The organism is Tahibacter aquaticus (assembly GCF_004363655.1).
Lineage (GTDB): Bacteria > Pseudomonadota > Gammaproteobacteria > Xanthomonadales > Rhodanobacteraceae > Tahibacter > Tahibacter aquaticus.
In genome coordinates this window covers 418,161-432,538 of sequence record NZ_SNZH01000004.1, presented here as the reverse complement: position 1 = coordinate 432,538, position 14,378 = coordinate 418,161, and the positions used below count along the sequence as shown (strand labels likewise).

The 14,378-nt window shown below is 66.6% G+C and carries 9 protein-coding genes; 4 read left to right on the top strand and 5 right to left on the bottom strand.

Features of this window, described 5'->3' with window-relative positions; translation table 11 throughout:
* Window positions 1-389: 389 nt before the first annotated feature.
* The 3 genes from DFR29_RS09345 to DFR29_RS09330 all read right to left on the bottom strand — a co-directional run bounded on the left by DFR29_RS09345 (window position 390) and on the right by DFR29_RS09330 (window position 9,409).
* Window positions 390-2,126: a response regulator gene (locus DFR29_RS09345; RefSeq protein WP_208113547.1), complete on the bottom strand. Its 1,737-nt coding sequence runs from the start codon at window positions 2,124-2,126 to the stop codon at window positions 390-392.
* Window positions 2,111-7,828 (bottom strand): HAMP domain-containing protein, encoded by a 5,718-nt coding sequence (locus DFR29_RS09340; RefSeq protein ID WP_133818307.1) that lies wholly within the window; start codon window positions 7,826-7,828, stop codon window positions 2,111-2,113. The genes DFR29_RS09345 and DFR29_RS09340 overlap by 16 nt, the downstream gene beginning before the upstream one ends.
* 504 nt (window positions 7,829-8,332) lie before the next feature.
* Window positions 8,333-9,409 carry a serine hydrolase domain-containing protein gene (locus tag DFR29_RS09330; RefSeq protein WP_133818305.1) on the bottom strand — a complete coding sequence of 359 codons (1,077 nt, stop codon included), beginning with the start codon at window positions 9,407-9,409 and terminating at the stop codon, window positions 8,333-8,335.
* 160 nt (window positions 9,410-9,569) lie between these two features.
* Here DFR29_RS09330 and DFR29_RS09325 point away from each other — a divergent pair, with 160 nt between their 5' ends.
* The 3 genes from DFR29_RS09325 (at window position 9,570) to DFR29_RS09315 (ending at window position 11,421) form a co-directional block, all read left to right on the top strand.
* Window positions 9,570-10,160 carry an MliC family protein gene (locus DFR29_RS09325; protein ID WP_133818304.1) on the top strand — a complete coding sequence of 197 codons (591 nt, stop codon included), beginning with the start codon at window positions 9,570-9,572 and terminating at the stop codon, window positions 10,158-10,160.
* A gap of 36 nt (window positions 10,161-10,196) precedes the next feature.
* Entirely contained in the window at window positions 10,197-10,382 is a 186-nt protein-coding gene (locus DFR29_RS09320; RefSeq protein WP_133818303.1) for a hypothetical protein, read from the top strand.
* Between the two features lie 292 nt (window positions 10,383-10,674).
* Complete coding sequence (locus DFR29_RS09315) at window positions 10,675-11,421, top strand: TMEM175 family protein (RefSeq protein ID WP_133818302.1); 747 nt, start codon at window positions 10,675-10,677, stop codon at window positions 11,419-11,421.
* 111 nt (window positions 11,422-11,532) lie between these two features.
* Here the strand turns inward: DFR29_RS09315 and DFR29_RS29980 are convergent, their stop codons facing one another.
* On the bottom strand, window positions 11,533-12,042 hold the full coding sequence (locus tag DFR29_RS29980; protein ID WP_243745998.1) for a hypothetical protein: 510 nt from the start codon (window positions 12,040-12,042) through the stop codon (window positions 11,533-11,535).
* A gap of 250 nt (window positions 12,043-12,292) precedes the next feature.
* Window positions 12,293-13,300, bottom strand: coding sequence for an SDR family oxidoreductase (locus DFR29_RS09305; RefSeq protein WP_133818301.1), 1,008 nt, complete (start codon window positions 13,298-13,300; stop codon window positions 12,293-12,295).
* A 94-nt stretch (window positions 13,301-13,394) separates the two neighbouring features.
* Between DFR29_RS09305 and DFR29_RS09300 the strand changes: the two genes are divergently transcribed.
* On the top strand, window positions 13,395-14,282 hold the full coding sequence (locus DFR29_RS09300) for a LysR family transcriptional regulator (RefSeq protein WP_133818300.1): 888 nt from the start codon (window positions 13,395-13,397) through the stop codon (window positions 14,280-14,282).
* Window positions 14,283-14,378: the final 96 nt, after the last annotated feature.

The following is a 14,378-nucleotide window of genomic DNA, read 5'->3' as shown; positions in this document are numbered from 1 at the left end:
GGGAACCGGTATACGAATGGCATTGGCGACAGCCGGGAACGCTGGATTTCGCGACGATGGTTTGACAATCGGTCATGGCGAATCCATCCGCCATCTGCTGCCGGGCTTGTGCGCGCAGCGAGACCGGGCCTGGTAGAGCGATGCCGGTGCGACAGGCAAGGAAAGTGGAAACAGAGCCGGCATGGGGCGCGCGCGGGTCAGTCGTTCAGACTCGCTGCGGTGCGGCGAAAGGCGCGGTGCTGGGCCTTGCTGGTGTTCCTGCCCCCTCACCTAACCTCCCCCAGGCTTTGCTGGGAGGAGAGGGACAAAGATGGGCTGCGGCGCGCACCCAGGCCGCTGCAGCTGTTTGAACTTCGGTGTTGCCTCCGACTTGCGAACTGCGGAACTCGCTACCTCCGCACCACTTCCCGGCAAATCTTCTCGATCTCGAACGGATCGGCCGGTTTGACCAGATGCCGGTCGAAGCCCGCCTCGCGTGATCGGCGGCGGTCGTCTTCCTGGCCCCAGCCGGTCAGTGCGATCAGTACGACGTGCTGGCCACCTTCGCTGGCGCGGATCATCGTGGCCAGTTCCAGGCCGTTGAGCTTGGGCATGCCCACGTCGAGGAAGGCGATGTCCGGGGCGAAGGCGAGAATTTCCGCCAGCGCCAGCTGCGGGTCGTAGACGGTGCGCACGTCGTGGCCGGACATGCCCAGCAGCTGGGCCAGCATGTTGGCCGCATCGTGGTTGTCGTCGACGATGAGTACGCGCCGGCCGGCGGTTTGCTGCGCGGCCACCGGCGCGGCCACGGGCTCGGCGCTGGCCGGCAGTACGGCGGCCAGCGGCAGGCGCACTTCGAAGCGCGAGCCCAGGCCCACGCCGTCGCTGTGGGCGCGTACGCTGCCGCCGTGCATCTCGATCAGGCGCCGCACCAGGGTGAGGCCTATGCCCAGGCCGCCCTGGGAGCGCTCCAGCGAGGTGTCGACCTGCACGAACAGGTCGAACACGTCGCGCAGGCGTTCGGGCGGTATGCCGATGCCGCTGTCGCGCACGGATACCACGACCTGGCCGCCGTCGACGGCGACGCCGAGGTCGATGCGGCCGCCAGTCAATGTGTATTTGCAGGCATTGTTCAAAAGATTGCCGAATACCTGGGTCAGGCGCTGCGGGTCGCCGTCGACGAGCAGGGTTTCCGGCGGAATGGCCAGGTGCAGGCGATGCGCATTGGATTCGATATGCGGCGTGGTCATCTCCACCGCCGTAGCCAGCAGCGGGGCCAGCGGGGTGAGCTGGCGGCGCAGTTCGATGCGGCCGTGGGTGATGCGCGACACGTCGAGCAGGTCGTCGACCAGGCGTACCAGCTGGCGCAGCTGGCGGTCGATCACGTCCAGCGAGGAGGACTCGCCGTTGGCCGGCTTGTCGCTCTGCATCAGGCTCAGCGCGCTGCGGATGGGCGCCAGCGGGTTGCGCAGTTCGTGGGCGAGGGTGGCGAGGAATTCATCTTTGCGTTTGTCGGCTTCGCGCAGTTTTTCCGCCAGATGGCGTGCCTGTTCCTCGGCGCGGCGGCGTTCGATGACTTCGGCTTCCAGCCGCGCATTGGCGGCAGACAGATCTGCGTTGGCCAGGGCCAGGGTCTGCGACAGCGCTTCGAGTTCCAGTGCGCGCTCGGTCTGCAGCGCGTGGTTGACCTTGACCAGGCTGGCATTGGCGCCGGCCAGGGCGCGGCGCTTGCGGTACAGCTCGACCAGCACGGCGACCTTGCTGCGCAGGATGTCGGGCTGCAGCGGTACCTGCACGTAGTCGATCGCGCCCAGGCGGTAGCCCTGCAGGCGATCGAGGTCGCCGACGTGGACGCCGGTGACGAAGATGATCGGCGTGGTTTCGAAGCGCGGGTGCTGGTGAATCAGCTCGGCGGTTTCGAAGCCGTCCATGCCGGGCATGCTCACGTCGAGCAGGATGACGGCGTATTCGGCTTCCATCAGCCGTTTCAGCGCGTCTTCGCCGGAGTGCGCCGTGATCAGGTTTTCGCCGAGCTGGGCCAGCACGGCTTCGTAGCTGAGCAGGCGCGAAGGCTGGTCGTCGACCAGCAGGATGTTGACCTTGCCCTGCTCGGGTGGCGTGGTGTGTGGCATCAGCGGTGCAGCCACTGGCGCAGTACCGACAATAGCTGGTCGGTATTGACGGGCTTGGCCAGGTAGTCGGAAGCGCCGGCTTCCAGGCATTTTTCGCGGTCGCCCTTCATCGCCTTGGCGGTCAGCGCAACGATGGGCAGGCTGCGGAATTGCGCATCTTCGCGGATCGCCCGCGTGGTTTCGTAGCCATCCATCTCGGGCATCATGATGTCCATCAGCACCAGGGCAATATTGCCGGCGTTCTGCAGCCGCGCAATGGCCTCCTGGCCGGTGGACGCGGTGACCACCTGCAGGCCGTGGCGCTCCAGTACGCTGGACAGGGCGAAGATGTTGCGCACGTCGTCGTCGACGACGAGGACGCGCTTGCCCATCAGCACTTCGTCGGTGTCGTGCAGGTGTTCCAGCATGCGCCGCTTGTTCGGCGGCAGGTCGGCGATGACGCGGTGCAGGAACAGCGCGGTTTCGTCGAACAGGCGCTCGGGCGACTGCACGCCCTTGATGACGACGCTCTTGGCGGCTTTTTTCAGCAGCTGACTTTCCGCGTCGCTGAGCTCCTTGCCGGTGAAGACCACGATGGGCACGTCGGCCAGGCTGCGGTCGGCGTGGACCCGGGCCAGCAGTTCGAAGCCGGTCATGTCGGGCAGGCGCAGGTCCAGCACGACGCAGTCGAAGTTCTGCTGCCGCATCGCTGCGAGTGCCGCGGTGCCGTTGTCGACGCTGACGATTTCCACGTCGTCGTGGGCGATCAGCTCGACGATGCTCATGCGCTCGGCGTCGTTGTCTTCGATCACCAGCAGGCGCTTGGGCCGTGGCGCGGAAAACAGCTTGATCTTCTCCAGTGCGGCCTTCAGCCCTTCGGTGGTCACCGGCTTGTTGATGAAGGAGAACGCGCCGCGTTCCAGGCCCTGCTGGCGTTCGTCCTCGATGGTGACGACCTGCACCGGGATATGGCGCGTGCTGGAATCCTGCTTGAGCCGGCTCAGCACGGTCCAGCCGAGCATGTCGGGCAGGAAGATGTCGAGGGAAATCGCTGTCGGTGCGTGTTTGCGCGCCAGCGTGATGGCCTCGGTGCCGCGCATCGCGACGATGCCCTTGAAGCCGTGTTCGCGCGCCAGGTCGAGCATCACCTTGGCGTAGTGCGGATCGTCCTCGACGATCAGCAGTACCGGTTCGCCCGGTTCCAGTGCGGCGCGGTCGTCGGCGACTTCCTCGGCGCGCGGGCTGGGCAGCGACGGCAGGCTGGGGGCGGCGAGCTGGCTGCGGCCGCTGTCGCCGGTGGCCGCGCCGGCATATTGCACGGGCAGGTACAGGGTGAAGGTGCTGCCGACGCCGACCGTGCTGCTCAGGCGGATTTCGCCGCCGAGCAGGTTGGCCAGTTCGCGGCTGATGGCCAGGCCCAGGCCGGTGCCGCCGTATTTGCGCGAAGTGCCGGCATCCGCCTGCTGGAAGGCTTCGAAGATGATGCGCTGCTTTTCCAGCGGAATGCCGATGCCCGAATCGGTGACCGAGAACGCCACCACGGCGGGCGCATGGGCGAGCACGCGGTGTTCCGGTGTCCAGCCTGCATTGGCCACGCCGGCGGCGAAGGTGATCACGCCCTGGTCGGTGAATTTGAAGGCGTTGGACAGCAGGTTTTTCAGCACCTGCAGCAGGCGCTTGGGATCGGTGGTGATGAGCGGGCCCAGGGCCGGGTCTACGCGGGTGACGAAGCTGAGCCGGCGCCGCTCGGCCTCGTGGGCGAAGTTGCGCTCGACCATGTCGCGCAGCTGCACGAAGCCGAGTTCTTCCACTTCTACCGTCACGGTGCCGGACTCGATCTTGGACAAATCCAGAATGTCGCTGATCAGGTTGAGCAGGTCGGTGCCGGCGCCGTGGATGGTGGTGGCGAATTCAACTTGCTTGGGCGACAGGTTGCCGGGTACGTTGTCGGCCAGCTGCTGGCCGAGGATGAGGATGCTGTTGAGCGGCGTGCGCAGCTCGTGCGACATGTTGGCGAGGAATTCCGACTTGTAGCGCGAGGTGAGGGCGAGTTCCGCGGCCTTTTCCTCCAGCGCGCGGCGGGCCTGTTCGATTTCGCGGTTCTTGCGTTCCACCTCGGCGTTCTGCTGCGCCAGCAGCTTGGCCTTGAGGCCGAGTTCTTCGTTGGTCTGCTGCAGTTCCTTCTGCTGCGCCTGCAGTTCGCCGGCCAGCTGCTGCGACTGCGCCAGCAGGCCTTCGGTGCGCATGGTGGCCTCGATGGTGTTCAGCACGATGCCGATACTGCCGGTGAGCTGTTCCAGGAAGGCCAGGTGCGAGGGCGTGAACTCGCCCAGGCTGGCCAGTTCGATCACGGCCTTGACCTGGTCTTCGAACAGCACCGGAATGACGATCACGCTGCGCGGCGCGGCTTCCAGCAGGCCGCTGCTGATGGCGATCTGCTCGCTGGGGATGTCGGTCAGCAGCAGGCGCCGGCGCAGTTCGGCGCACTGGCCGATGAGGCTTTCGCCGAGGCGGAAGCGCCGCGGCGCCTGGTGCGTGCCGCGGTCGGCATAGCCGTAGATCTGCTGCAGGAACGGGCCTTCCGGCGCGTCCTCCATGATGTACATCACGCCCTGCTGGGCTTCCACCAGCGGCGCGAGTTCCGACAGCAGGGTGCGCGCGACGGTGAGCAGGTCGCGCTGGCCCTGCATCATGCCGGAGTAGCGCGCGAGGTTGGTCTTCAGCCAGTCCTGTTCGGTATTGCGCTCGGTGGTGGCGCGCAGGTTGCCGATCATGGCGTTGATGTTGTCTTTCAGCTCGGCCACTTCGCCGCGCGCATCGACCTGGATGGAGCGGGTGAGGTTGCCCTGCGTGACCGAGGTGGCCACTTCGGCGATCGCGCGCACCTGGGTGGTGAGGTTGGCGGCGAGCAGGTTGACGTTGGCGGTGAGGTCTTTCCAGGTGCCGGCCGCGCCGGGCACGGCGGCCTGGCCGCCGAGGCGGCCTTCCACGCCGACTTCGCGCGCGACCGTGGTGACCTGGTCGGCGAAGATAGCCAGGGTGTTGGTCATGCTGTTGATGGTGTCGGCCAGCGCGGCGACTTCGCCCTTGGCTTCCACGGTGAGCTTCTGGCGCAGATCGCCGTTGGCCACGGCGGTGACCACTTTCACGATGCCGCGCACCTGGTTGGTCAGGTTGGCGGCCATCACGTTGACGTTGTCGGTCAGGTCTTTCCAGGTGCCGGCCACGCCGGGCACTTCGGCCTGGCCGCCGAGCTTGCCCTCGGTGCCGACTTCGCGCGCGACGCGGGTGACTTCGGCGGCGAAGCTGTTGAGCTGGTCCACCATGGTGTTGATGGTGTCTTTCAGTTCGAGGATTTCGCCTTTCACGTCCACGGCGATCTTGCGCGACAGGTCGCCGCGGGCGACCGCGGTGGCCACCTCGGCGATGTTGCGCACCTGGCCGGTGAGGTTGGAGGCCATCGAGTTGACGTTGTCGGTGAGGTCTTTCCAGGTGCCGGCCACGCCGGGCACCTGGGCCTGGCCGCCGAGTTTTCCTTCGGTACCGACTTCGCGCGCGACGCGGGTCACTTCGGCGGCGAAGCTGTTGAGCTGGTCGACCATGGTGTTGATGGTGTTCTTCAGCTCGAGGATTTCGCCGCGCACATCGACCGCGATCTTGCGCGACAGGTCGCCGCGCGCCACGGCCGTGGTCACCTCGGCGATATTGCGTACCTGGCCGGTGAGGTTGGAGGCCATGGAGTTGACGTTGTCGGTAAGGTCTTTCCAGACGCCGGACACGTCTTTCACATCGGCCTGGCCGCCGAGTTTGCCTTCGGTGCCGACTTCGCGCGCCACGCGCGTGACTTCGGCAGCGAAGCCGTTGAGCTGGTCCACCATCGTGTTGATGGTGTTCTTCAATTCCAGAATTTCACCTTTTACATCGACCGCGATCTTGCGCGACAGGTCGCCGCGCGCCACGGCCGTGGTCACCTCGGCGATGTTGCGCACCTGCACGGTGAGGTTGGTCGCCATGGCGTTGACCGAATCGGTCAGGTCTTTCCAGGTGCCGGCCACGCCGGGCACGGTGGCCTGGCCGCCCAGCTTGCCCTCGGTGCCGACCTCGCGTGCGACGCGGGTGACTTCGGCGGCAAACCCGTTCAACTGGTCGACCATGGTGTTGATGGTGTTTTTCAGTTCGAGGATTTCGCCCTGCACATCGACCGCGATCTTGCGCGACAGGTCGCCGCGCGCCACGGCCGTGGTCACCTCGGCGATGTTGCGCACCTGGGCGGTGAGGTTGGAGGCCATCGAGTTGACGTTGTCGGTGAGGTCTTTCCAGGTGCCGGCCACGCCGGGCACCTGGGCCTGGCCGCCGAGCTTTCCTTCCGTGCCGACCTCGCGCGCCACGCGGGTGACTTCCGAGGCGAACGAGCGCAGCTGCTCGATCATCGTGTTCAGCGTTTCCTTCAGATCGAGGATTTCGCCGCGCACGTCGACGGTGATCTTGCGCGACAGGTCGCCGCTGGCGATGGCCGTCGCCACCTCGGCGATATTGCGCACCTGGTCGGTGAGGTTGGAGGCCATGGAATTGACGTTGTCGGTCAGGTCTTTCCACACGCCCGACACGCCTTTCACTTCGGCCTGGCCGCCCAGCTTGCCCTCGGTGCCGACTTCGCGCGCCACGCGCGTGACTTCGGCGGCAAAGCCGTTGAGCTGGTCGACCATGGTGTTGATGGTGTCTTTCAGTTCGAGGATTTCGCCTTTCACGTCGACGGTGATCTTGCGCGACAGGTCGCCGCGGGCGACCGCGGTGGTCACCTCGGCGATATTGCGCACCTGCGAGGTGAGGTTGGTCGCCATCGCGTTGACCGAGTCGGTCAGGTCTTTCCAGGTGCCGGCCACGCCGGGCACGATGGCCTGGCCGCCCAGCTTGCCGTCGGTACCGACTTCGCGCGCCACGCGCGTCACTTCCGAGGCGAAGCCGCGCAGCTGGTCGACCATGGTGTTGATGGCCTCCTTGAGCTGGAGGATTTCGCCGCGCACGTCGACGGTGATCTTGCGCGACAGGTCGCCGCTGGCGACGGCGATGGTGACCTCGGAAATATTGCGCACCTGCGCGGTGAGGTTGGACGCCATCTGGTTGACCGATTCGGTCAGGTCTTTCCAGACGCCGGAAACGCCGACCACCTGGGCCTGGCCACCGAGCTTGCCGGCCGTGCCCACTTCGCGCGACACGCGGGTGACTTCCGAGCTGAACACGCTCATCTGCTCGATCATGGTGTTGACGATGGAGGCCGAGCGCAGGAACTCGCCCTGCAGCGGGCGGCCTTCCACTTCCAGGTCGATGATGCGGGTGAGATCGCCGCGGGCCACGGCGGAAATCGCCCGGGTCATGCGTTCGGTCGGCCAGACCAGGTCGTCGCACAAGGTGTTGACCGAGCGTTCCATCGCACCCCAGGCGCCGCGGCGGCTGGCGCCGGCGACGCGTTCGCGGGTCTGGCCACGCTTGCCGACCACGTCGCCGACACGGGCCAGTTCTTCCGCCAGGCGGCGGTTGTTGAAGATGATTTCGTTGAGCGTGTCGGCCAGCTTGCCTTCCAGGCCGGGCCAGTCGCCGGGCAGGCGCTGGCTGAAATCGCCGTCGCGCACGGCCTGCAGCACGCGTAGCAGTTCGGGCAGGGACGGTGATAGCGGTACGGGCTGAGCATCGGCTGTGCCACCGGTTTCGGAGCGCGGCAAGTCGCGAGTCACGGTCATGGCTGGTTGTCCCCTCGGCAGGCTTGCATGCATAGCGCAAGGCAGGTGTGAAAAATGTGCACGAGTTGTTCACACGGATGGCGTGGTTTTTCGCGGTGGCGACGGGCCAGCTGGCGAGGGATAAATGGCGCGGATTCGTCACGCGGTTTTCACGCCGGCGCGGCCGGGAAGGTGGCCGGGCCGTAGCGCCGCCGGTGCGGTGCGGGGCTGGTTTGCCGGGCCGGGGCTGGCGGCCGGGCGTGTGCTGCCGCTGTTTCTCTGGTCAGGCATGGCTGGCGGCGCTGCCGGGCCGCCGGCACCGCCCGCGGCGATTGCTGCGCGACTGCTGCAGCGGCTGCGGCGCAAGCGGTGGTTTGCCCGGCTTGCTGCGGTCGTTGCCAGCCAGGCTGCTTCCTGACGCAAGCCGCCAGGCCGAAGCGCGCGCGGTGCCGCCGCGGCCGCGGCACAGGCGGCCATCGGCACGGTGTAGTGCAAATTAAGAAAAAAAAAGAAGTTTCTATTGCTTCAGTCTGCGCTATGGCGCGCGACCTCGGCAGCGAATTCGTCCAGGTCTACGGCATCGGTATTGGCCAGCAGCACCAGCGTGATGCCGCTATCGCGCATATGGAACAGCTGTGCCTGCGCACCCATGATGCGGCCGGGGCGCTTGACGATGCGCTGCTTTTTTCCCGCGATGGTCATCTCGTACGACCAGACGCCGTAACCGTAGTCGTCCAGGCCCGGCGTGGTCATGGCCTGCAGCGAGGCAGCGCTGAGCAGCTTGCCGCCGAACAGGCCGTCGGCAAAGGCCAGCACATCGTCGGCGGTCGAATACAGGCTGCCGGCGGCAAACCAGTTTTCGGCGTACACGGGCAGGTCGTTGGCCAGCGACTTCAGGTCTTCGCGGTACATGTAGGTATCGGCCAGGCCTTCGACGATGTCGCTCTGGCGCAGCAGGCCGGTGTGCTTCAGGCCCAGCGGAACCGCGATGCGCTCGCGCAGCAGCTCGGCATACGGCTTGCCGCTGGCCGCTTCGACGATCTTGCCCAGCACGATGTAGTCGCAGTTGTTGTAGTCGAAGGCCTTGCCCGGCTCGGCCACCAGATCGCCGCTGCAGTAGTCGGTCATCAGCTGGCTGCTGGTGCGCGGCTTCTGGTAATTCGGCACGCCTTCGCTCAGCGCCGTGGCCAGGTCTTTCACCTGGTCGAAGTTGGGCAGGCCCGAGGTGTGGTTGAGCAACTGGTGCAGGGTCACCTTGCCGCCGCCGTTGCCGGCATAGCCGGGCAGGTAGCGGCGAATCGGCTGCTGCAGATCGAGCTTGCCCTGTTCGACCAGCTGCAGCACCAGCACGGCGGTGAATGCCTTGGTGATCGAGGCGATGCGATAGCGCGTATCCGGCGTGTTCGGCTGCTTGAAGGCGCGGCTGGCCAGGCCGAAGCTGCGCCGGTAGAGCGGCTTGCCTGGTTGCTGCAGTACGACGGTGCCGCTGAAGCCGTGCGACTGGGCGTAGCTGGCGACAACATCGGGCGCAACGGCGGCTTGCGCGACGGCTGGCAGCGCCAGCAGCGACAACAGAACGAGGACGCGATACAGGCGGTTCATGCGGCGGCTCCGGAAGGGGCGGGTGCCGCCATCGGATACGTATCCGGCTGCCACGGTTGCACGGCCGCGTGGGGTCTGCGGGAGCGGCGTGCGCCGCGGCCAATCGCTATGATGCAGGCTGTTGCGCCGCCGCGGCGCCCCTCTTGCCCCGAGATCGTCGATGAAGGTATCTGTGCTGGTTCCGCTAGTGCTGCTTGCGCCGGTTTCCGCCTGGGCGGCAGCGCCTTCGTTCAATTGTGGAAAAGCCAGAAGCACGGTCGAGAAAATGGTCTGCAACAGCGACGCGCTGTCAAAGCTGGATGCGAAGCTGGACCAGATCTATACCGCTGCGCTGAAGGAAATGACCGCCGCCGACCGGGCCGCGGAGAAGAGGCTGCAGAAGCGATGGCTGAGCGAGCGCGACGCCTGCGCCGGCCAGGAACACGCGGAGAACTGCGCGTCGTCGCGCTACGAGGCGCGCATCGCGCAGCTGCAGATCAAGGCCGGCCAGGTGCTGGTGCCGGCTGCCTCGCCGTATGACTGTCCCAGGTCCGGCAGCGTTACCGCATATTTCTATACCGAAGCCCAGGTGCCGCTGGCGGTGCTGACAATAGGCAAGGGCAAGCCGGTCTATGCCACGCTGGCGCCGTCGGGCAGCGGCGCGAAATACGTCGCGGACGGAGTGGAGTTCTGGAGCAAGGACGACGCCGCGATACTCAGCGTCAAGGGCAGGCCGGACGAGCAGTGCGCGGCGAAGGCGATCGATCGCTAGCCCTCGCTGGAGTTGCAGGGCAGCTAGCGGAGCCCCATGCGCAGGTCACGTGTTGTCGTTGTGTGGGCGGCGGCATCGATGCTGAGCGGCTGTGACCTGTTCTTCGCCTTGGCGACCGACACGCCGCAGTGCGATACCGGCTACGACAGTCCGGCCGTGCGCCAGGCGCGCGGTCTGGCCCCGGCGCAGCGGCAGGCGTTGTATCGCGAAGGCATCGAATAGGCGAAGACGATGGATCGGGGCGAGCCGGTGCCGGGCGAAAAACTGCCGGCGCGGTGCTGCAGCCGCTTTACGCGACGGGACGCGACGGCTTGCTCGCGCTGAAACGGTGGGCTGCGTCGACCGGGCTTCGTTCCTGAGCATCCGCGCCGGCCGCGGCATCTCGCTGAGCTGGGGCGAAGCCTGCGCCGACTGCCAGAAGGGTCTCTGGCACGCACCGGATGCCGTTGCACGCTGAGCTGCCGGCGCCGTGCATGCTAGGCTTTGCCGATTCCTGTCAGTCACGACGCCGACCATGCAGAACCTGCGCGAGGAAGCCCAGCCGGGGGCCGACGGCTTCGTCGACCGTGGCCTCGACGTCACCCGGTTCCAGTCCTTCCTCGATGCTTCGTTTGCGTTCACCGTGACCGTGCTGGTGATCGCCGGCTCTGATGTACCCGACAGCATCGGCAAGCTGGTGTCCGCGCTGAAGACCGTGCCGACCTTCGCGGCCAGTTTCCTGATGATCCTGCTGTTCTGGTCCGGCCACGATACCTGGTCGCGCCGATACGGCCTGGACGATGCGCGTTCGCGCCAGCTGGGCCTGCTGCTGGTGTTTCTGGTACTGGTGTATGTCTACCCCTTGAAGATGCTGTTCGGCGCATTCTTCGCCTGGCTCAGCGCTGGCGTGCTGCCGACACGCTTCGTGGTGGACACGGTGGCCGATCTGCGCGCCATGTTCTATGCCTATGCGCTGGCCTTCGGCACCCTGGGTGGCGTGATGGCCTTGTTCTATGCCCATGCCTGGCGCCTGCGCGATACGCTGAAGCTGTCGCGCTTCGAGCGCAAGGCGACGCGGGGCGAAATCCAGCGCTGGGCACTGGTACCGGCGTTTGCCGTGCTGTCGGCCGCTCTGGCCTGGCTGCTGCCGGAAAACCCGAGCATGCTGCAGACCGGATTGCCGGGAATTGTTTACTTTGTGCTGAATGCCTATACCGGCCATCTGCGGCGGCGTACGCGGCGGCAGTGGGCGGAAAGCCATTCGGAAGGCAGGAGGCCGTGACGGGCGCCGCGCTCCGGGCTTCCCGGTTTTGTAGCGCTCTTTCCTTCGGCGAGCCTCGGGAAAAGAGCTAAAGCGCCCAGGCATCGGCGCGCGAAGCCGCCAAGCCCCCGCTCAATCGATGCGATAGACCCGCGCTTTCGGATAGTCCTCGTCCACCTGCAGGAACCAGCGTCCAGCCAGGCCCGGCACGACCAGCACTTCCGGCGACTCCAGCGGCTTGCGCAGGGTCATTTCGCCTTTTAGCACTTTCCACGTCTGGCCATTTTCCAGGCGGAACTCGGTGCCGGGTTCCCAGCTGCTGACCGGGCCGCGCAGGCGGCTTTTGATGGTGCGGATTTCCAGGTCCATGGGAACGGCGCGCGGGCTGTCGCTTTCCCGGTGCGGTGGTGCTTCGTTGCCTGCGGCATCGGCGACCGTGCCGGCCGGAACGGACTCGGACTTCTCGCGCAACAGGCGGTTGAGCAATGCCAGCTGCTGCGATGTCAGCGTGTCCAGGCCAGTGGCGTGGCGCTGCTCGGGCGTGAGCTGTTGCTCCAGGTCGACATAGGGCTGTGCGGCCAGGGCAGACAGCGAGGCGATGGCCAGCGCCAGCAGTACGACGAAGCGGGTTGCTACCGGCATGATCGGTTCTCCATTGCCGGGTTGGCCGGCGCCGGCACCGCCGATGCGGAGCCCAGGCGGCGCAGCCTAGAGGCGGGACATGTCGGATTTGTGACGGCGCCGGATGTTGCTTCCGTTGCGGGACGTTGCTGCGCCGGTCCGCGCCCTGCCAAGGCGCGGTGCGGTTACGTTGGAAACGATGTGTCCGTTGTGCCAACGCTCGCAAGGTGTTGTCGGCATGCGCCGCTGCAAGGTGGAGAGCCTGCAGGCTCTAGCTCGCGCGCGGTGGCAGTGCTGCCGGCGCCGCAGACGGCACCAGGCATCCCAGCCCCTGCAAGGTGGCGGTGACGGCTTCGTCCAGCGGGGTATGTGGCTCGCTGCCGAGTACGTCGAGCAGGCGCCGGTTGCTCAGGCGCACCGGCTGGCGCCAGAGATAGCGCATTTCGCGCAGCTCGCGCAGCGTGGCGACGAAGGGCGAGGCCAGGGCCAGCAGCCACCAGGGAAAACGGCGCAGGCGCGGTGTGCGGCCACTGTGGCGTTGTACGGCACGGGCAATGGCCTCGCCCATCTGACGGCCGTCGGCATCCCAATGGCCTTGCAGATGGAAGCGGGCGAATGCCGGCAAGCTGTCGCGCCGTTCCAGCAGGGCCAGCATGCTGCGTGCCACATCGGGCAGGTAGGCCCATTGGTGGGCGACGCCGGCGTCACCGGGCAGTTGTACTGCAGCGACCGGCTTGCCCGGCTTGACCAGCGCCTGGGAAAACCAGCTGTTGCCGGCGTGGGGGCCAAAGTAGTCCCCGGCGCGGACAATCAGCACGCGGCAGCCGTGGCCGCTGGCGGCGTGCAGGCGCTGTTCCATTTCTACACGAATGGAACCTTTGCGTGTCTGCGGATGTTGCGGCGATTCTTCGTCCAGTAGCGGAAACGCATCGGGGCCGTAGTTGTAGACGGTGCCGGGCAGCAGCAGGGTGGCGTGTGCGGCCTTGGCGGCGGCGATGCTGTTGTCCAGCATCGGCAGTACCAGTTCGGCCCAGCGCCGGTAGCCGGGCGGGTTTACCGCATGCACGATGACGCTGCAGCCTTGCGCTGCCCGCAGCACATCGTCGCGGTTCATCGCGTCGCCGCGGACCCACTGCATGCCGTCGCGTTGCAGGCTGGCCTGGGCCAGGCCGCGCTGCAGGGCGCGCACCTGCCAACCCTGGTCGCGCAGCTGGCGGGCGACTTCGCCCCCGATGCCGCCGCTGGCGCCGAGGACCAAGGCGAGTCTGGTGTTGTTCATGGCTATCTCCGCTGCTGGATGGGTGAGGCCATTCTGCCGCTGTGCGTGCTAGCATGAAATTGTCGAAACCTTCATGGCAGCTATACAGATTTGTATGGATAAGCCGATTGGCTGGGAGCTGTACCGCTCGTTCCTCGCCGTGCTGCGCGAGGCTTCGCTGTCGGGCGCGGCGCGCGACCTGGGCGTGGCCCAGCCGACCATAGGCCGGCATATCGCTGCGCTGGAAAAATCCCTGGGCCTGACCTTGTTCACGCGTTCGCAAAGCGGCCTGGCGCCGACCGAGGCGGCGCTGGAGTTGCGCAGCCATGCCGAGGCGATGCACAGCAGCGCCGCGGCACTGCGGCGCGCGGCGGAAAGCCACGGCGACGGTGTCAAGGGCACCGTGCGTGTCACGGCGAGCGAAGTGATCGGCTGCGAGGTACTGCCGCCGCTGCTGGCGGCGCTGAAGGCCACGCATCCCTTGCTGACGGTGGAACTGGTCGTGTCCAACCGCGTACAGGATCTGCTGCGGCGCGAAGCGGATATTGCCGTGCGCATGACCGCGCCCCGGCAGGAGCTGCTGGTTGCGCGGCGCGTCGGCCAGGTCGAGCTGGGCCTGCATGCGCATCCGCACTACCTGCAGCGCTGCGGCACGCCGCGCAGCCTGGACGATCTGCCCCGGCATGCCTTGATCGGCCATGACGAGGAAACGCCGTTCCTGCGTGCGGCGAAGAAAACGCTGCCGGCCTGGCAGCGCCGCGCATTTGCGTTCCGCTGCGACAGCGACCTGGCCCAGCTGGCGCTGATTCGCGCCGGTGCGGGCATCGGCGTCTGCCAGGTAGCCCTGGCACGGCGCGAGCCGCGCCTGGTGCGCGTGCTGGCCAGGTCGTTTTCGCTGAAGCTGGAAACCTGGCTGACCATGCACGAGGATCTGCGCAAGAGTCCGCACTGCAAGGTGACGTTCGATGCCTTGTTCGCGGGCTTGCAGCAGCATGTGGGGTGAAGCGCCGCTGCAGGTGCGCAGCGGCGTGGTGAAGACGGCGCAATTCGCTTTCGCTCATCGTGCCCTACGGATGCGCCTTACGTGCTGTGCCGGGTA